Below are 17103 nucleotides of genomic sequence, written 5' to 3'. Positions count from 1 at the left end.
GCGCATGGACCCCCGCAAGGTACGCCGCGTGAGCGTGACCCTCCCTGCTCTGGACGAGCCGGGCCTGTACCTGTCGAACGTCACGTCGCTCGAAGGCGGCCGGGGCAGAGTGACGGAGTTCCAGTACGCCGACCAAGACCTTCGTGAGCTGGATCTCGCCGACACGCATCTCCTGGACGGTCGCATTCAGCGTGTGCAAACCCAGCGCGCCAAGCTCCACGAGGTGCGGGCCGACTCGGTGCAGTTCTCGGACTGCGACCTGTCCTCGCTGAAGTGGTCGGACAGCAAGCTCTCCCGCGTCACCTTCAGCAACTGCAAGCTCATGGGTGCCTTGTTCGAAGAAGTGGCCCTGGAGAACGTCCTCTTCGAGAACTGCAAGTTCGACTACGCCACGCTCGACCGTGTCCGTGCCAGCGGCCCGGTGATCTTCTCGAAGTGCACCTTGCGGGAGACGACGATCAGGGCCTCCGACTTCAGCTCGGTCGTCTTCGAAGCCTGCGACCTGCGGCTTGCCGAGTTCGAAGGCGGCAAGTACCGAGACTGCGATCTCCGCGGCAACGACCTGACCACCGTGCGGGGCGCCGTCGCCCTCAAGAAGATCCTCATCGACCGCGCCCAGGTCGCCCAGCTCGCCGAAGCATTGGCGACCGAGCTGGAAGTCACCTACGGCGAAGATCTCGACGACTGACCCTCCACCTCGGACGAGAAGGGACAGCTATGCCAGTGAGCTTGGTGTTCGACCAGGGCGGAAGCCTCCGGGAGCGGTGCGAGATCGGGTCCGTACGGCTGAGTCACGGCGAGGCCGACTACGACGAGGGGGCCGTTGTGCCGGTCGATGACTGGCGGCCCCTGACTCCGCGTGAGGCTCAATGGCTCCAGGCCAAACCCGGCACCCCCGACGCCGAACTGATCGAGCTGGTGCACCAGCCTCTACCGGACAGCCGCGTGGAAGAGGCGCTGGCCGTCCAGGCAGACGCCGCCGGCCTCTATCCGTTCACCGACTGCTGGCCCGCCGAATTCCTCGGCTGCGTGACGAACCCCGGGGACGCGCGCACCACCACCGAAGACCCTGCCACCGGGCGCCGGCTCGGCCTGCACGTCGATAACTGGGACCGCCTCCCGTACGGGGCGCGCGGTGACGGCCGCCGAAGGCTCTGCTTGAACCTCGGCCCCGGAACCCGATACTTCCTCCTCGGTGACCGGGACATCGAAGAGATCTACCGGCTTGTGCACCCCGACCCGGAACACCACTATCCGCACACGGACGACGTGCGGCGATACGTCACCCAGGGTCGGCCACTGCAATGCCTACGCATCCGTTTGGAGCCGGGTGACGGCTACCTGGCTCCCACCGAGCTGCTGCCGCACGACGGCTCCACCCTGGGCGGGAAACAGTCCTCCACCGCTGCCTTCTGGCTAGGCCGCTGGCCAGCGGGCGCCCGCAAAACGCGTCATCGCTCGAACGGGGCTGGCCCCCCTGCTGGGAAGGAAGGGAACGGCGGAGGTGGCACTTGCGGAGACACGCCGATCGGAGGGTCGTCAGATGGTCCGTAGAGGGTCACGTTCACGAGGTGAGCAAGGCGGTAGGCCAGCACTACGTACTGAACAGCAGCTTCGGGCGTGATCGCCGGGTAGGGCGGGATGCGCATGCTCACCTGAAGGGATTGCAAGCACGCGGCCAGGGTGCTTACCCCGTTCGGCAAGCGGCCGTCATCCTCAGCGCGGCGAAAACTAGCCACGATGTTCGAGGTCCAATGGCCGGGCAGATCCTTGTAGAGGACGCCAGCTAGTTGGACCCCTGACAGTCGAACGACCTCCCACCCGTCATCGATCGCAGCGTATGGCTCTGTCACAGCCAGCTGCACGGCCTGGACCATCCCCAGGCCAGTGACCAACTTGGGCACGTGCGACGGGATTCGAACTACCCAGTCCGGAAGCGGCACTGCACTCGTCGAACCGCCTCCGGCGGCAGCCCACCGCTTGCGCGCCTCCTCTACGTCTGCGCCAAGCGCCCGGACAATCGCCTCCGTGACGGGCCAGGTGGGAAGAGCGCGTCCTTGGAAGGCTGCACTGATCGTGGAGTCGCTGTATTGGGTGCGTTTTTCCAGCTCTCGGTATGGCGGCTTGCCTGCGTTGGCGCGCAGAGCGATCAGGTACTCGGCGAATGACTTGATGTCCATCGGCCCCTCCCCCCTGGTGATCTCTGGGCTGAGGGTAGCCAGCGACCATCTTGCTTGTCCGGCAAGTACCGGCAATCCACCACTCGTCTGTCCGGGCAAGGGTCTGCCGCGGTCTTCTGGACTCGAAGCGTAGGAGCCTGGAGGGCCCGGTGAACGTCCCATCCGAACCCGTCATGATCGCCATCCTGACTCATGGGGTTGTTGTCATGGCCGCCCACGCCGCCCGTGCGGCCACCGTCTGGATTGCCCTTCGAGGAGTGCCTCCTCAGCACAGGGCTCGCATCCTCACCGCCCTGCAATCCGGGGACCGGCCGGAGTCGGCCCCACGGAGCAGGCGTTCGAGGACCATCGCGCACCGTCGCCGGACCCCGGCTGTCCCCTCTGCGCAGAGGGGACAGGGATGAGGTCTGGCAGATCGCCTCCCGCCAGGGGGCGGGGTCGCGGTGCTAACGCTTGTGCTGCTGGAACAGTGCGAATGCGAGGGTGGTGATAATGGCTGCCGGCATTGGCGCGACCTGTTGCCCGACCATGAGCTCAACGAAGAGGCTGGCGCTGCCAGCCCCTGCAATGAGGTCGCGGAGCTGGAAGCTGACGGTGATTCGGTCGTCTGGACGCACGTGTACCCCTGTCTACGAAGCCGGTAGCCCGGTTATCTACGGCGCCGCTCTGGCGAGGCGTCCACGCCATGGTGCCACGTCCAACGGGTCCGTAAACGGGTTGATAGGGCCTCTGACCTGCGACAATGACTCACCGTGAGGCAAAGTCGCCGACAGCGCGGCATGTACCGCATGGGCACCTGATAGGCGCTGACCTGGGCTCTAGCGATCCCCTTACTCGGATGGCCGCTGAGGTGCAGGGCTCAGCGCTGTGCAGGATCGCCCCTGGGGCGCATGGATGCGCGGGAACGGCGCGTAAAGCAGGAAGCGCTACAAAGGGAAGCGTGCTCGCTCAGCTTCCGCCTTCTCACCGCCACACAATCGCCACACAGCACCCAGAAATAGGCCGCACCAGACGCGAAGGGTGAGCAGTCGACTACAGCCGCAGTGGGGAGTGAAAGGCCCTCTGACCTGCGATTTCGCTGGTCAGAGGGCCTTGCTCTAGATGGCCGGCGGACGAGTCGACCTATACGCCGGGTTCTGTCTCCCGGGCCCTTGCGGGCCGCGGGGAGGCGGCCATCCATCTAGGCCCGCCGTTGCCGGCGGGCTCGTGCGGTCTACCCGCGGACTCGGGCGGGCAGCCCTCGAACGTCCGCGCAGAGCCGTGAACGGCTCCTCTTGACCTTGCTCCGGGTGGGGTTTACCTAGCTGCCCAGGTCACCCTGGGCACTGGTGGTCTCTTACACCACCGTTTCACCCTTACCGAGCGCTCCGAAGAGCTCCCGGCGGTCTGTTTTCTGTGGCACTGTCCCGCGGGTCACCCCGGGTGGGCGTTACCCACCACCCTGCCGTGTGGAGCCCGGACGTTCCTCGGGGGATCCGAAGATCCCACGCGGCCGCCCGGCCGGCTCGTCCGCCGTAAGGACCATGGTACCGGGCCCTCCAGCAGGCGTTTCACGCCGGGGCGAACCAGATCTCGGCGCGGCCCGGGGCCGCCTCGATCAGCCGGACGCGCATGCGGTGGCCCAGCGGGAGCGGGGGGCCGTCGCCGTCGCCCTCGATGTGGCCGCGGACGGCGGGGTCGCGGAGGTGGACCGTGCCGGCGGTGGGGCGGGAGGGGACGACGTCGACGACATGGGCGTCGAAGATCTCGCCGATGCGGTCGCGCAGTACGGCCGCCTCGACCAGGGCCGCGCACCCCCGTTCCGCCTCCTCGGCGCGGGCGGCCCCGGCGGCCATCTCGCCGGGGAGGCCGTCCAGGGCGGACCGCACCCACTCCGGGGCCTCGGCCCCGGACGCCGCGGCCAGGCACAGCTCCAGGGCGTAGCGGTCCGCGAGGCGGCGCAGGGGCGCGGTGCAGTGGGCGTACGGGGCGGCGACGGCGGCGTGGACGGGGTCGGCGGGGCGGGGGCGCCGGGTGGGGCGCTCGCGGTCGAAGACCGTGTAGCCGGCCCGGTGGAGGAGGCCGGTGCAGCGCTGGAGGAAGGCCGCGTGCTGCGGGTGGGAGGGGGCCAGGGCCCGCAGCATCGCCGGGTACGGCAGGGTGTCCGGCCAGTTCACCCCGAGGGCGCGGGCCGTGTGGCGCAGCGTGGCGAGCGGGCCGTCCCCGGGGAGGGAGGGGAGCGTGCGCAGGACGCCGGTGCCCGACGCGAGCATCAGCCCGGCCGCGGCCGTCCCCGTCATCAGGGCGAGCCGGGCGCTCCACTCCTGCGTCGGCGGCGGTGTGCGGTACTCCAGCAGGTAGCGGTCGTCGCGCCGGACGACCTCCTGGACGGGCGCGTTCAGCGACACCCCGCCCAGGGCGCGCTCCAACTCCCGCCGCAGCAGCCCGGCCTCCCTCAGCAGCACCAGCGGCTCCTCCGCCGTGCCGGTGTCGATCGCCCGCTGGGCGCCCGCGTGGTCCAGCCGGGCGTGGCTGCGCACCAGCGCGCGGCGCAGGTCGGCGCGGACGACGGAGCCGTCGGCGGCGAGGTCGAGCTCCCACAGCAGCGCCGGCCGGTCGTGGTCCGGCAGCAGGCTCGCCGCGTCCTCGCACAGCACGAGGGGGAGGAGGGGGGCGCGTGCGTCGGGGTAGTGGACGGTCACCGCCCGCCGGTGCGCCTCGGCGTCCAGGGCGCCGCCGGGGGTGACGAAGGCGGCGATGTCGGCCACGGCGTAGTGGACGCGGTAGCCGCCGCCGGGGCGGCGGGTCAGGTGCAGGGCCCGGCCCAGTTCCCGCACCCCGGGCGGGTCGAGGGTGAACAGCGGCAGCCCCGTCGCGTCGTACGCCGGAAGCCGCGGTCTGCGCCGGGCGGCGCGCTCGGCCTCCGCCTGGGCCGCCGTCGGGAACGCGGAGGGTGCGTGCGTCCGTTCGCGCAGCTCGCGCAGCGCCTTGCGCAGGGGCGCGCGTTCCTCGTCCTCCGTCACCCGTATGTCGCGGCGGGGCATGCCATCGAGCGTAGGGGCGGTCGCCGGGCGTGGCGCGGTGGGCGTGGCGTACGGCGTTAGGCTCGCCGGGGCGGCCGGACCCGGTCCCGCCGATCGGATCCAGGTTCGTCCAGATGATTCGTCCAGATGAGGAGAACGACCGTGCTCGTGCTGTTGCCGCCGTCCGAGGGGAAGGCCACCGGAGGGACGGGGGAGCCGGTCGACGTCGCCCGGCTCGCCCTGCCGGGGCTCGCGGCCGCGCGGGAGACGGTGCTCACGGAGCTGGTGGAGCTGTGCTCGGGCGACGAGGAGAAGGCCGCCGGGGTGCTGGGCCTGAGCCCGGGGCTGCGCGGCGAGGTCTCCAAGAACGCGGGCCTGCGGACGGCGGGCACCCGCCCCGCCGGGGAGGTCTACACCGGCGTCCTCTACGACGCGCTCGGCCTGGCGACCCTGACCCCGGCGGCCCGCCGCGCGGCCGGGCGGTCGCTGCTGGTCCTCTCCGGCCTGTGGGGCGCGGTGCGCGTGGACGACGCCATCCCCTCCTACCGCTGTTCGATGGGGGTCAAGCTGCCCGGCGCCGGTGCGCTGGGCGCCTTCTGGCGCGGGCCGATGGCGGAGGCGATGCCCGGGGCGGCGGGCGACGGGCTCGTCCTGGACCTCCGCTCGGCGGCCTACGCGGCGGCGTGGAAGCCGAAGGGCGAGCTCGCGGAGCGGACGGCGACCGTGCGGGTGCTCCAGTCGCGGACCGTGGACGGCGTCGAGAAGCGGTCCGTCGTCAGCCACTTCAACAAGGCGACCAAGGGCCGCATGGTGCGCGACCTGCTGACCGCCGGCGCGGACCCCGCCTCCCCGGCCGAACTGGCCGATGCCCTGCGGGACTTGGGGTATGTGGTCGAGGGCGGCGCTCCGGAGAGGGCCGGGCGGCCGTGGGCGCTGGACGTGGTGGTGACGGAGCTGTAGGGCGTGTCCGACGGGCCGGAACGTGTCCTAGGTGCAGTCCCGCCGTCCGGTATCACCTGTTCGGGCCTACACCCGCGGCCTCTCCCGGCGGTATCCAGGGGGAGGACGAGGCGAGGGGGCGGGGCATGGGCACTCCGGCGCCGATCCGCGTACCGCGCGGCACCGGTCTGCTGGAGCTGAACGTCGCGTTCGCCGGCCTGCTGCTGGCCGGCTGCGGCGCCTGGCGCCTCCCCGGCTCCCGCCGTCCCGAACCGCCCGACGTCAGCCACCTCGTACCCGTCGTCCGCCGGGAGACCGCCGTCGACCGTGCCCGGCACCGGGTCACCCGCACCCGCCGGCAGTCCGGCTTCCGCGTCCACCTCCGCCGCCCCCGGCCCCCTTGCGGTGACGGATCCGGCGACGGCTCCGGCGACGGTGCACTCCTCGCCGTCGTCCTGGGCCCCGGCCTCCCCGACGACCTGGCCACCCGCTGTGCCGCGGACCCGGTCCGGACGGACGGGACGCCCCCGCCCCCGCTGACTCCCGCGAACTTCCCGGACGCGGTGCGCACCGCGTCCGTGCTCCTCGCCGAACCGGTGGACGGCGCCCCGGCCTCCGCCGCGATCGCCGCCTTCGCCCCGTTCTCCGCCCCGTCCTTCGACCCCGGACTCCGCCTGTGGGCCTGCGACATCGGCCTGCTCCTCCCGGATCCGGCCCGCTTCCCGTACGTCCGCCTGGCCCTGGCCCGCCACCGGCCGTACTCCCTCGACCCCCTCCACCTCTCCGAGGTCACCACCACCGGTTTCCTCCGGCTCCTCCCCGACCGCACGATCACGGCCACGATGACGGCGGCCGGCGCGATCCGTCTCGAACTGGGCGGCCCGGTCCCCTCCGACGTCCCCGGCGCGGGCCGCACCGCGGTGGCCGCGAGCCGCCGGGTCCTCGCCACGGTCGAACGCCGGGCGGCGGGCGGCGGCGACCTCGACTGGACCGGCACCGGCACCGTCCTCGAACTCACCTGTGTGCCCACGGCCCGGTCCTTCACCTGGTCCGGCGACCTGGTCCCCCCGGTTCCGCAGCTGCTCCCGCCGTCCGAATACCGCCTCCTGGTCGAGGAGTACGAGCTCCGCGTGCCGGACCCCGCGGCGGCGCCGGCGGGCCGACGGCCGGTCCACGCCGACCGGTTCGGGCTGACGGTGTCGCGGCCGGGGAGGCTGGTGCTCCGGGAGTGAGGGCCGGCACCGGGTCGGGATCGGGTCCTTCGATCGGGGGATAGGGGACGTCCCGGCGGTCCTCCGGGCGTCCGATTGCGGCCGGGTCCGCGCGGGCGGAGGGTCGAAGGAGAAGACCCCCCGCAGGAAAGGACACCGCCGTGCCCGCGCTCACCACCCACCGGCGCCGTCTCGTCCTGGCGGTCTGCTCGGCCGCCATCGCCATGATCGGCATCGATGTCACCGCGCTGAACGTCGCCCTGCCCGCCATGGAGCACGAGCTGGCCGCCTCGGTCTCCGGGATGCAGTGGGCCGTCGCCTCCTACAGTCTGGCGATGGCCACGCTGATGCTCTACGCCGGATCGACGGGCGACCGGATCGGGCGGAGGAAGGTGCTGCTGGCCGGCATCGCGGTCTTCACGGCCGCCTCGGTGCTGTGCGCGCTCGCGCCGTCGCTGCCCGTGCTGATCGGGTTCCGGATCCTTCAGGGCATCGGGGCGGCGGGGCTGGGTCCCGTCTCCATGGCGATCGTCGCCAACGCCTTCCCCGCGGAGCGCGAACGCGTCCGGGCCATGGGCCTGTGGCTGGCGGCCTACGGCCTCGGGCTGGCCGTCGGGCCGGTGGTCGGCGGGATACTCGTGGACGCGGTGAGCTGGCGGGCGGTGTTCTGGCTGAACATCCCCTTCGGGATCGTCTCGTCCCTGATCGCGCTGCGCTCCGTCCCGGAGTCGAGGGCCGAACGGCCGCGCCGCCCGGACCCGGTGGCGCAGCTGCTGGTCGTCGCCCTGCTGGGACCGCTGGCCTACGGGGTGATCGAGGCGCCGCGGGCGGGCTGGACGGCGCCCGTCGTGGTCGCCTGCTTCGCCGTCGCCGCCGCGTCGTGCGCCGCGCTGCTCGGCTACGAGCGCCGTCGCACGGAACCGCTGATCGAGCTGGGGTTCTTCCGCGACCCGCGGTTCGGCGGGGCGATCGCCGCCGCGACGGCCGTCTTCGGGACGTTCGGGGGGTTCTTCTTCCTCACCGCGATCTACCTGCAGAAGCCGCTGCGGATGTCCGCCGCGGAGGCGGGCCTGTGGATGCTGCTGCCCGCGGGTGCCCTCGCGGTGTCCTCGGTGTACGCGGGCCGGCTGGCCCAGCGGTACGGCAGGCGGCCGTTGCTGGTCGGGGCGGGGATCGCGCTCGCGGCGAGCGGGGCGCTGGTCGCGCTGTTCACCGGTGACTCCTCGCGGGTCCTGATCGCCGTGGAGTACGTCCTCTTCGGGCTCGGCGTCGGCCTGTCGACCCCGCTGTTCATCAGCGCGGGCGTCTCGGGCCTGCCGCCGGACCGGGCCGGGCTCGCCTCCGGAATGATCACGACCTTCGGCCGTTCGGCCTTCGCGATGGGCGTCGCCGTCCTCGGCGCGGTCCTCAACGCCGGGCTGCACGGCGCCCCGTTGACCGATGCGGCCGCTTTCGCCTCGGCGGTGCGGCCCGCCTGGTGGATTCTCGCGGCGGGCGGGGTGGCCACGGCCCTGCTGGGCCTGGTGATCACGAAGCGGAAGGCTGCCGTTCCGGACGGAGCACCGGACGGAGCGCCGGACGGGACGGCGAACGGAGCGCCGGAATCCGCCCGTTGACACCCGGCCGACGCACGGACAAGTGTGCGGGTCAGTCAGATGACGGCCGAGCCAGGGGGCGGGGATGAGGGCCAGGACCGTGCTGTTCGACGAGACCGGCGCGCCGGAGGTGCTGCGGCTGGCGGAGCTGGAGGTCGGCGGGCCGGGGCCGGGTGAGGTCCAGGTGCGGGCGGAGGCGCTGGGGCTGGGCCGGGCCGACGTCCGCTTCCGGGCCGGACGGCCGCCCGGCCCGGCCGTGCCGCCCGGGTCCCGGATCGGCGCGGAGGCGGCGGGCGTGGTCGCGGCGCTGGGGGCGGACGTGACGGGGTTCGCCGTGGGGGACGCGGTGAACGTCCTGGTGGGCGGGGACTTCCCGGTGCGCGGGGTGCACGCGGAGTATGTCAACGTCCCGGCGGGGGCGGTGTTCCGCAGACCGGGCGGGGTGGACGCGGTCACGGGTGCGGCGGCGTGGCTGCCGTACCTCACGGCGTACGGGGCGCTGGGCGGGGTCCGGCAACTGCTGCCCGGTGACCCGGTGTTGATCACGGCCGCCCCCGGGGGAACGGGGGTCGCGGCCGTCCAGGTGGCCCGGCTGGCCGGGGCGGTCCCGATCGCGGTAACGCCGTCGGGGGCGCAGAAGGAGCGGCTGCTGCGGGCCGGGGCGGCTCAGGCGATCGCCATGGACGAGGGCGATCTCGTCGAGCGGGTACGGGAGTTGACGGGCGGGCGGGGGGCGCGGCTGGTGTTCGACACGGAGGGCGGGCCCGGGCTGGCGAGACTGGCGGGGGCGGTGGGACGGGGCGGGACGCTCGTCGTCCACGGTCCGTCCGAGCCGCGGTCCGCCGGATGGCCGCTCCACGTCGAGGAGTTCGGGCCGGGGGACGTGGTGCGGGACGTGGCGCGGTTGCGGCGGGCGGTGGCGTTCGTCGACGCGGGCCTGCGGTCGGGGGCGCTGTCCCCGGTGGTCGACCGGGTCTTCGAGGGGCTGGAGTCGATGGCGGAGGCGCACCGGCGGGTGGAGGAGGGGCGGGTGGGGGCGGTGGTGGTGCGGGTAGGTGGGTGACAGGGGTGTGGCGGCCGGCCGGAGGCCACACCACCGGCCCCTCCCTGCCGCCCGGACGGGCCCCGAAGGCGGAGCCCTTCGGGGCCCGTTGGGGGCGAGGGGCCCGGTTCAGCGCACGGTGACGGTGAACGGTGCGGACACCGCGCCGCCGCCCGCCACGCGGAGGTTGTTCTTGCCCTTGATGCCGAGCTTCACGCGCATCGAGTACGTGGCGTTCTTGTTGACGGTGACCTTCGCCGGGAGGGTCGTCCACTTGGTGCCCTTCTGCTGCTGGAGGGCGACCGTGGTGCCCGGCTTGATGCCGGTGGCCTTGCCGGTCACGCGGAACTCCTGCCACGCCTTGACGGTCTTGGTGCTCGCCTGGGCGGTGAGGGCGGGCTTGGGCGCGGGCTTGGCAGCGGCCTTCTGGGTGGCAACGGCCTTGGCGGGGGCCGGGGTTGCGGCAAAGGCGCCGGCGGCGCCGCCGGCGATGAGGCCGGCCGTCAGGGCACCGGATATGGCGAGGCGGTATGCGCGGTTCATTACGTATTCCTCCCTTGTGAGCCCGTTGTGGGGCTTCATTGAGGAACACGTGAAAAGGGCGACAGCGGTTGCAGTCGGTTCGAACGGATTTCCAGATGGCCGGACAACGGCGGACAACAGGAGGGGCAGGGGTCAGGACGGGAACGTGAAGTTGGAGTGATTGGTCGCGAGCTGGACGTCGTCGGGTCCGTAGGCCGTCACCTGGACCTGCCAGTGGACGGCGGGATTGGCGACGGTGATCAGCGGATGCCAGTTGGTGACGTCCCAGCCCAGGGCCGGGGAGCGGACGATGCCGTCGGCGCTGATGGTCTGCCTTGTGACGTCGTTGTACGTGTGCCATCTGATGTAAGCGGTACGGCCCTTGAGGCCGGTGAGCGTCACGTTCACCTGGACCTGGGTGAAGCCCGGGCTCGGCTGTCCCTGGGAGAGCACGCTGACGACGCTGCCCGAAGCGCGCGGGGGCGAGGGCCTCGGGCTCGTCGGCGGCGGACCCGTCGGCGGACGCGTCGTCGGGGGCGCGGGGGGCGGTGACGTCGAGGGGCCGGAAGTCGTCGGTCCGGCGAGGGTGGGCGAGGGCGGGGGAGGGGTCGGCGGCGGCGGGTCCGGCGACTTGAGCATCAGGGGCAGCACCACGCCGAGGACCCCGGCGAGACCGGCGGTCGCCCACCACAACCGCATGTGCGGCCAGAACCGGGTGCCGGGCGGTATCGGTGGACCAGGCGGTTCCCCTGGGTGCATGGCCGTCCCCTCGATGTGGTCCCGGCATGTGCCCCGGGCGTGGGCGTGACCGGACGCTACTCCTGGAATCGGCCATTCGGGGAGGCGTACGAGGCGCATGCGGGGGCGCAGGAATCCGGCCATGTGCGCCCATCGGCCGGGAGCACCGTCCGGCGCATGCCACCATTGGTAGATAGTTGTACTAACCATGGAGCGATGCATGAAGGAGTCGTCCCCCACGACCGCCCCGACCCCGTCCACATCACCGTCCCCCTCGCCGTCCGCGCCCCCCTCCGCGCACGGCGGCGCCGCCCGCCGCGCGGCCCTGTTCCTCACCCTCACCCTCGGCGGCCTGACCGCGATGGCGCCGCTGTCGATGGACATGTACCTCCCGGCGCTGCCCGAGGTGACGGACTCGCTGGGAAGTCCCGCCGCCACCGTCCAGCTCACCCTCACCGCCTGCCTCATGGGCATGGCGCTGGGGCAGCTCGTGGTGGGCCCGATGAGCGACAAGTGGGGACGCCGCCGTCCGCTGCTCGTCGGCATGCTCGTCTACATCGTCGCCACCGCGCTGTGCGCGCTGGCCCCCACCACCGGGCTGCTCATCGTCTTCCGGCTGGTCCAGGGCCTGGCCGGGGCGGCCGGCATCGTCATCGCCCGGGCCGTCGTGCGCGACCTCTACGACGGTGTGGCGATGGCCCGCTTCTTCTCCACGCTGATGCTGATCTCCGGAGTGGCCCCCGTCGTCGCCCCGCTCGTCGGCGGCCAGTTGCTGCGGATGACCGACTGGCGGGGAATCTTCGTCGTGCTCACCGTGATCGGCGCCGTCCTCGCGCTCCTCGTCCGGTTCTGCCTGCACGAGACGCTGCCGCCCGAGCGCCGCAAGGACGGCGGCCTGGGGGAGGCGCTGGGCGCGATGCGCGGTCTGCTCGCGGACCGGGTCTTCACCGGCTACATGCTCTCCGGCGGCTTCGCGTTCGCCGCGCTGTTCGCCTACATATCGGCCTCGCCCTTCGTCATCCAGGACATCTACGGGGCCTCGCCGCAGACCTTCAGCCTGCTGTTCGGCCTGAACTCCATCGGCCTGGTGATCGTCGGCCAGATCAACGGCAAGGTCCTGATCGGCCGCTTCAGCCTCGACAAGGCCCTCGGCTGGGGCCTCGCGGTGATCACCGTCGCCGCGGTGGTGCTGGTGGTGCTGACCTCCGGCGTGCTGGGCGAGCCCGGGCTGGTGCCGGTCGCGACCGGCCTCTTCGTCCTGATGTCGGCCATGGGCCTGGCCATGCCCAACACCAACGCCCAGGCCCTGATGCGCTCCCGCGACGCGGCCGGTTCCGCGTCGGCGCTGCTGGGCACGTCCACCTATCTGCTGGGTGCGGTCGCCTCGCCGCTCGTCGGGATCGCCGGCGAGCACACGGCCGTGCCGATGGCCGTCGTCCAGCTGGGCTGCGCGGTGGCGGCGGTGCTGTGCTTCGTGCTGATGTGCCGGCCGGGGCGGCGGGCGGACGCGGCGGCGGAGCCCGCCCCGTAAAATCCACCCAATGCACGCCCCCGAGAACCCCCCGCCGACCGGCGAGAACCTCCGCGCCGCGCTCGCCGGACTGCTCGACGGCCTGCCGCCCAAGCAGGCGGCCCAGGCCGTCGAGCGGCTGATCGCCAACTACCGGGGGCGCACCCCCACCGACGCGCCGGTGCTGCGCGACCGGTCCGACGTGGCCGCGTACGCCGCCTACCGCATGCCCGCCACCTTCGAGGCGGTGCGCTCCGCGCTCGCCGCCTTCCGCGTCCGGCTCCCCGGGTGGACGCCCGCCACGCATGTGGACATCGGCGGCGGCACCGGCGCCGCGACCTGGGCGGTCGCCGCCGCCTGGCCGTCCGCCGAGCGCTTGACCACCGTCCTCGACTGGGCGGAGCCCGCCCTCGCCCTCGGCGGCGAACTGGCCCGCTCCGCCGCGTCCCCGGCCCTGCGCGCCGCCCGCTGGCAGCGGCAGGCGATCGGCGCCGGCCTGTCGATCCCCGAGGGCACGGATCTGGTCACGGTCTCCTATGTACTGGGCGAGTTGACCGCCGCCGACCGCGCGGCGGTCGTCGCGCAGGCGGCCCGCGCCCGGGGCGCGCTGATCGTCGAACCGGGCACGCCCGAGGGGTACCTGCGGATCATCGAGGCCCGGGAGAGGCTGATCGAGGCCGGTTTCACGGTCGTCGCGCCGTGCCCGCACAGTGCGGCCTGCCCGATCGTGCAGGGCACGGACTGGTGCCACTTCTCGGCCCGGGTCAGCCGGTCGTCGCTGCACCGGCAGGTCAAGGGCGGGTCGCTGGCGTACGAGGACGAGAAGTTCTCGTACGTGGCGGCGGTGCGGGCCGACGACGTGCCGGGGGGCGACGTGCCGGGGGACGCCCCCGCCCGCGTCGTCCGCCGCCCCCAGATCCGTAAGGGCCAGGTCCTGTTGGAGCTGTGCACGGAGGGGGAGGGGTTGCGGCGGGAGACGGTGACGAAGCGGCATGGGGGGTTGTATCGGGCGGCGCGGGATGTGGACTGGGGGGAGGAGTGGCCGCCGGTGGGGGTGTAGGGGGGGTTGGTTTGCCCCTGGCCCGCCCTTTCACCGTTTCTTCCGGGGCAAGCCCCGGGGCCCCCACCGCGGCTTCGCCGCGGTGGGGCGGGGGCTGCGCCCCCTGCACCCCTGACCGGGGCTTCGCCCCTGGCCCCCGTTGTCGCGGCTTCGCCGCTCGTCCTCAAACGCCGGACGGGCTGAAGTGCGCGCCCGGGCGCGAAATCCAGCCCGTCCGGCGCTTGAGGACTCCGCCCGGAGGGCGGACGGGGTCCGGGGTCTCCCCGGAAGAAACGGTGAAAGGGCGGGGCAGGGGCAAACACCTCCGCGCGAAGCGCGGGCCCCGCGCGCGGCTGCGCGCACGCGGGGTGCCGCAGGGGCGCAGCCCCTGCGTGGGGGACAAACCCCTCACCGCAACTCCTGCGTGCAGCACTTCACACTCCCACCCCCCTTCAACAACTCCCCCAGATCCATCCCGATCGGCTCGAACCCCCGCTCCCGCAGCGGCGCGAACAGCCCCACCGCCGCCTGCGGCAGCAGCACATGGCGGCCGTCACTGACCGCGTTGAGGCCCAGCGCCGCCGCGTCCTCCTCGCTCGCGACGAGCGCGTCGGGGAAGAGCCGTTCCAGCACGGCCCGGCTGCCGGGGGAGAAGGCGCCGGGGTAGTACATGACCTCGTCCCCGTCGAGGACGCACAGTGCCGTGTCGAGGTGGTAGTAGCGGGGGTCGACGAGGTCGAGGCCGATGACCGGGCGGCCGAAGTACTCCTGGGCCTCGGGGTGCGAGAGGGGGCTGCTGCGGAAGCCCCGGCCGGCCAGCAGCCAGGAGTCGGTGACGGCGAAGTCGCCCTCGCCCTCGTTGATGTGCTCGGGCTCGCGCACCTCGTCGTACCCGTGGGAGCGGAACCACTCCCGGTGCACGTCCGCCTCGGCGGCGCGCTGCGGGTGGGCGAAGCGGGCGCCCAGCACCCGCCCCTGGACGACGGTCGCGCCGTTGGCCGCGAAGACCATGTCGGGCAGATCCGGGCGGGGTTCGAGCTCCTCGACGCTGTGGCCGAGGGCGCGGTAGCGGTCGCGGAGGTCTTCCCACTGCGTGAGGGCGAGCGGCAGATCGACGGGCTTGGCCGGGTCCATCCAGGGGTTGATCGAGTAGGTGACCTTGAAGTGGGTCGGAGGGCACATCAGGAAGCGGCGGGATCTCGCCGTGCGTGGTGCTGCGGTACGCAAGTCGCGCTCCTCACGGTGGTGTTGGGCACGTACGCGCCGAGCGTACGTGCCCAAATCGTCCACGCGGAGCGGCTTTCGCGCATGCACCGTACGGGTGGTTTACCGTGACCCGCTCCGGCCCTCCCGCAGGGCGCGCAGCAGTGCGCGCTTCTGCGCGAGGGGGTCGGTGCCCCGGCCGCCCGCCGGGTCGCCTTTGCCGCCGCCCCGGAGCGCGGCGCGGGAGAGGTTGCTGCGGGTGCCGCCGATGCCGAGCAGATGGCCGTTTCCCCGGGTCATAGGGGTCTCCTTTCGCCTTCGGCGAGACGCCTCGTCTCGTCGTGAGGCCCCATTACGACACGAGACGGTTCGTCTTGTCAACGGTTAATGAGACGAACCGTCTCGCCTCGGCCGGGGTTACCCTGCTGCCCATGGCCAACAAGTCCCCCAAGGCGCAGCCCGACCACACCCGCCGCAGCGAGCGCTCCCGCCGCGCGATCCTGGACGCCGCCCTCGAACTCACCGGGGAGTCCGGCTACCAGCGGCTCACCATCGAAGCCATCGCCGCCCGCGCCGGGGTCGGCAAGCAGACCATCTACCGCTGGTGGCCCTCCAAGGCCGCCGTCCTGCTCGACGCCTTCATCGCCCTCGGCGAGGAGGCCGCCGAGGGCGAGGCCGGGCTCCCCGACACCGGGGACCTGGCGGCCGACCTCAAGACGGTCGTCCGCGCCACCGTCGACGAGCTCAACAGCCCCCGCTACGACGCCCCTTCGCGGGCCCTCGCCGCCGAGAGCGTCGTCAACCCGGAGCTGTGCGCCCAGTTCACCGAGCGCGTCCTGGAGCCCCAGCTCCAGCTCTACGTCCGGCGGATCCGCGCCGCCCAGGAGGCCGGGCAGGCCGACCCGGACGCCGACCCGCGCATTGCCCTGGAACTGATCGTCGGCCCGCTCGCCCACCGCTGGATGCTCCGCACCCTCCCGCTGACGCACGACTACGCCGACGCGGTCGTCGACCTCGTGCTGCGCGGCATCACCCCCCGGTGAGCCGGGCGTCACACCCCCGGATGCGCCCGGCGGTCACGCCGGGCGCAGGATGGTGGCAGCATTGACCGGAGACCGCGGTCGAAGTGAGGGGATAGATGGAACGCAAGAGCCGGTTCTCCCAGTGGCTGCGCCGCCCCAGAAGCGGGTCGGGCGGCGATGCGGCTGCGGGGGCGGCCACCGGGGCCGCCCGCGAGGAACTGCTCCTGGCCGCGGCCGCCGCGGGATTCCCCGTCGCCCCGGCCGCGCACCCCTCCGGCTACGGCTGTTCCTGCGAACGCATCGGCTGTCCCACGCCGGGCCGCCACCCGGTCTCCTTCGCCTGGCAGACGCTCGCCACGACCGACGCCGAGAAGGTCACGAAGTGGCTGCGCGCCCAGCCGGAGGCGAACTTCGTCACCGCCACCGGGATGGCCCATGACGTGCTCGACGTCCCCGTCGAGGCCGGGCGGGCCGCCCTGGACCGGCTGACGTCCGCCGGCGTCGAGGTCGGCCCCGTGGCCACCGTCGCCCCCGACCGCATGCTCTTCTTCACCGCCACGCGGGGCACTCCCGACGACGAGGACGAGTGGTGGCCCTGCGAACTGGACTGCCATCCGGAGACGCTGGACGAGCATCCGGGGCTGCGGTGGCACTGCCGGGGCAGCTACGTTCTGCTTCCGCCGTCGCGGTTGCCGGGGGACGACGCGTTCGTGGCTTGGCAACTGGGCCCCGAGCGGCCGCTTCCGGATCCGCTGACGCTGCTGGAGACGCTGACGGATGCGTGCGCCCAGTACGCGGGCGAGCGTCCGGACCATGAGCACCACGCGGCGTGGCCGCTGGGGCGTTGAGAGCCCCTGCCCCGCCCTTTCACCGTTTCTTCCGGGGCAAGCCCCGGGGCCCGACACCGCGCTCCGCGCGGTGAGCGGGGCTTCGCCCCTGCACCCCACCGGGGGCTCCGCCCCCTGGACCCCCGTTGTCGCGGCTCCGCCGCTCGTCCTCAAGCGCTGGACGGGCTGAATCGGCGCGCCATTTCAGCCCGTCCGGCGCTTGAGGACTTCGCCCGAAGGGCGAATGGGGGTCCGGGGGTCTCCCCCGGAAGA

The 17103-nt window shown here is 72.9% G+C and carries 17 protein-coding genes and 1 other RNA gene; 10 read left to right on the top strand and 8 right to left on the bottom strand.

Annotated elements, in window-relative coordinates:
- The first annotated feature begins 4 nt into the window (after positions 1-4).
- Positions 5-688 carry a pentapeptide repeat-containing protein gene (locus AB8735_RS12165; protein WP_372407155.1) on the top strand — a complete coding sequence of 228 codons (684 nt, stop codon included), beginning with the start codon at positions 5-7 and terminating at the stop codon, positions 686-688.
- 41 nt (positions 689-729) lie between these two features.
- Positions 730-1554, top strand: a complete 825-nt coding sequence (locus AB8735_RS12160; RefSeq protein ID WP_372407153.1) for a hypothetical protein — start codon at positions 730-732, stop codon at positions 1552-1554.
- Here the strand turns inward: AB8735_RS12160 and AB8735_RS12155 are convergent.
- From AB8735_RS12155 to AB8735_RS12140, 4 genes are all read right to left on the bottom strand, one after another.
- Positions 1452-2180, bottom strand: a complete 729-nt coding sequence (locus tag AB8735_RS12155; protein ID WP_372407151.1) for a helix-turn-helix domain-containing protein — start codon at positions 2178-2180, stop codon at positions 1452-1454. The two genes, AB8735_RS12160 and AB8735_RS12155, sit on opposite strands and share 103 nt — an antisense overlap.
- Positions 2181-2626: 446 nt before the next feature.
- Positions 2627-2797, bottom strand: coding sequence for a hypothetical protein (locus tag AB8735_RS12150; RefSeq protein ID WP_372407149.1), 171 nt, complete (start codon positions 2795-2797; stop codon positions 2627-2629).
- A 492-nt stretch (positions 2798-3289) separates the two neighbouring features.
- Positions 3290-3688, bottom strand: an RNA gene (gene rnpB / locus AB8735_RS12145) — RNase P RNA component class A.
- Between the two features lie 42 nt (positions 3689-3730).
- Entirely contained in the window at positions 3731-5203 is a 1473-nt protein-coding gene (locus AB8735_RS12140; protein WP_372407147.1) for an RNB domain-containing ribonuclease, read from the bottom strand.
- Between the two features lie 141 nt (positions 5204-5344).
- Between AB8735_RS12140 and yaaA the strand changes: the two genes are divergently transcribed.
- The 4 genes from yaaA (at position 5345) to AB8735_RS12120 (ending at position 9990) form a co-directional block, all read left to right on the top strand.
- Positions 5345-6142, top strand: coding sequence for a peroxide stress protein YaaA (gene yaaA / locus AB8735_RS12135; protein WP_372411829.1), 798 nt, complete (start codon positions 5345-5347; stop codon positions 6140-6142).
- 125 nt (positions 6143-6267) lie between these two features.
- A complete protein-coding gene (locus AB8735_RS12130; RefSeq protein ID WP_372407145.1) occupies positions 6268-7353 on the top strand; it encodes a hypothetical protein in 1086 nt (361 codons plus the stop codon).
- Between the two features lie 140 nt (positions 7354-7493).
- Entirely contained in the window at positions 7494-8948 is a 1455-nt protein-coding gene (locus AB8735_RS12125) for an MFS transporter (RefSeq protein ID WP_372407143.1), read from the top strand.
- Between the two features lie 64 nt (positions 8949-9012).
- The gene (locus AB8735_RS12120; RefSeq protein ID WP_372407140.1) at positions 9013-9990 is read left to right on the top strand and encodes a zinc-dependent alcohol dehydrogenase family protein; all 978 of its coding nucleotides are present in this window, start codon (positions 9013-9015) and stop codon (positions 9988-9990) included.
- 108 nt (positions 9991-10098) lie between these two features.
- Here AB8735_RS12120 and AB8735_RS12115 read toward each other — a convergent pair whose 3' ends face one another.
- Both AB8735_RS12115 and AB8735_RS12110 read right to left on the bottom strand, forming a co-directional pair.
- Positions 10099-10512: a hypothetical protein gene (locus AB8735_RS12115; protein ID WP_372407138.1), complete on the bottom strand. Its 414-nt coding sequence runs from the start codon at positions 10510-10512 to the stop codon at positions 10099-10101.
- Positions 10513-10644: 132 nt separating this feature from the next.
- Entirely contained in the window at positions 10645-11250 is a 606-nt protein-coding gene (locus AB8735_RS12110; protein WP_372407136.1) for a hypothetical protein, read from the bottom strand.
- 199 nt (positions 11251-11449) lie between these two features.
- Between AB8735_RS12110 and AB8735_RS12105 the strand changes: the two genes are divergently transcribed.
- Together AB8735_RS12105 and AB8735_RS12100 are read left to right on the top strand one after the other, a co-directional pair.
- Positions 11450-12760 carry a multidrug effflux MFS transporter gene (locus AB8735_RS12105; protein ID WP_344032606.1) on the top strand — a complete coding sequence of 437 codons (1311 nt, stop codon included), beginning with the start codon at positions 11450-11452 and terminating at the stop codon, positions 12758-12760.
- 10 nt (positions 12761-12770) lie between these two features.
- Positions 12771-13799: a small ribosomal subunit Rsm22 family protein gene (locus AB8735_RS12100; RefSeq protein WP_372407134.1), complete on the top strand. Its 1029-nt coding sequence runs from the start codon at positions 12771-12773 to the stop codon at positions 13797-13799.
- 387 nt (positions 13800-14186) lie between these two features.
- Here the strand turns inward: AB8735_RS12100 and ddaH are convergent, their stop codons facing one another.
- The gene (gene ddaH / locus AB8735_RS12095) at positions 14187-15005 is read right to left on the bottom strand and encodes a dimethylargininase (RefSeq protein ID WP_344032216.1); all 819 of its coding nucleotides are present in this window, start codon (positions 15003-15005) and stop codon (positions 14187-14189) included.
- 99 nt (positions 15006-15104) lie between these two features.
- Positions 15105-15281 (bottom strand): DUF6243 family protein, encoded by a 177-nt coding sequence (locus AB8735_RS12090; RefSeq protein WP_372407132.1) that lies wholly within the window; start codon positions 15279-15281, stop codon positions 15105-15107.
- Between the two features lie 131 nt (positions 15282-15412).
- Here AB8735_RS12090 and AB8735_RS12085 point away from each other — a divergent pair, with 131 nt between their 5' ends.
- Together AB8735_RS12085 and AB8735_RS12080 are read left to right on the top strand one after the other, a co-directional pair.
- A complete protein-coding gene (locus tag AB8735_RS12085; RefSeq protein WP_344032220.1) occupies positions 15413-16024 on the top strand; it encodes a TetR/AcrR family transcriptional regulator in 612 nt (203 codons plus the stop codon).
- Between the two features lie 95 nt (positions 16025-16119).
- Positions 16120-16851, top strand: coding sequence for a bifunctional DNA primase/polymerase (locus AB8735_RS12080; protein ID WP_344032222.1), 732 nt, complete (start codon positions 16120-16122; stop codon positions 16849-16851).
- The last annotated feature ends 252 nt before the right edge of the window (positions 16852-17103 follow it).

Origin of the sequence: Streptomyces luteireticuli (assembly GCF_041519305.1) — a bacterium.
In the GTDB taxonomy this organism is placed as follows: Bacteria; Actinomycetota; Actinomycetes; order Streptomycetales; family Streptomycetaceae; genus Streptomyces; species Streptomyces luteireticuli.
This window is presented reverse-complemented; position numbering and strand designations above follow the sequence as displayed.

Bases quoted from the DNA above. Each gene is read 5' to 3' on its own strand.
- AB8735_RS12165 (WP_372407155.1), top strand. From the start codon at position 5: ATGGACCCCCGCAAGGTACGCCGCGTGAGCGTGACCCTCCCTGCTCTG.
- AB8735_RS12155 (WP_372407151.1), bottom strand. From the start codon at position 2,180: ATGGACATCAAGTCATTCGCCGAGTACCTGATCGCTCTGCGCGCCAAC.
- AB8735_RS12140 (WP_372407147.1), bottom strand. From the start codon at position 5,203: ATGCCCCGCCGCGACATACGGGTGACGGAGGACGAGGAACGCGCGCCC.
- AB8735_RS12130 (WP_372407145.1), top strand. From the start codon at position 6,268: ATGGGCACTCCGGCGCCGATCCGCGTACCGCGCGGCACCGGTCTGCTG.
- AB8735_RS12120 (WP_372407140.1), top strand. From the start codon at position 9,013: ATGAGGGCCAGGACCGTGCTGTTCGACGAGACCGGCGCGCCGGAGGTG.
- AB8735_RS12115 (WP_372407138.1), bottom strand. From the start codon at position 10,512: ATGAACCGCGCATACCGCCTCGCCATATCCGGTGCCCTGACGGCCGGC.
- AB8735_RS12110 (WP_372407136.1), bottom strand. From the start codon at position 11,250: ATGCACCCAGGGGAACCGCCTGGTCCACCGATACCGCCCGGCACCCGG.
- AB8735_RS12105 (WP_344032606.1), top strand. From the start codon at position 11,450: ATGAAGGAGTCGTCCCCCACGACCGCCCCGACCCCGTCCACATCACCG.
- AB8735_RS12100 (WP_372407134.1), top strand. From the start codon at position 12,771: ATGCACGCCCCCGAGAACCCCCCGCCGACCGGCGAGAACCTCCGCGCC.
- AB8735_RS12090 (WP_372407132.1), bottom strand. From the start codon at position 15,281: ATGACCCGGGGAAACGGCCATCTGCTCGGCATCGGCGGCACCCGCAGC.
- AB8735_RS12085 (WP_344032220.1), top strand. From the start codon at position 15,413: ATGGCCAACAAGTCCCCCAAGGCGCAGCCCGACCACACCCGCCGCAGC.
- AB8735_RS12080 (WP_344032222.1), top strand. From the start codon at position 16,120: ATGGAACGCAAGAGCCGGTTCTCCCAGTGGCTGCGCCGCCCCAGAAGC.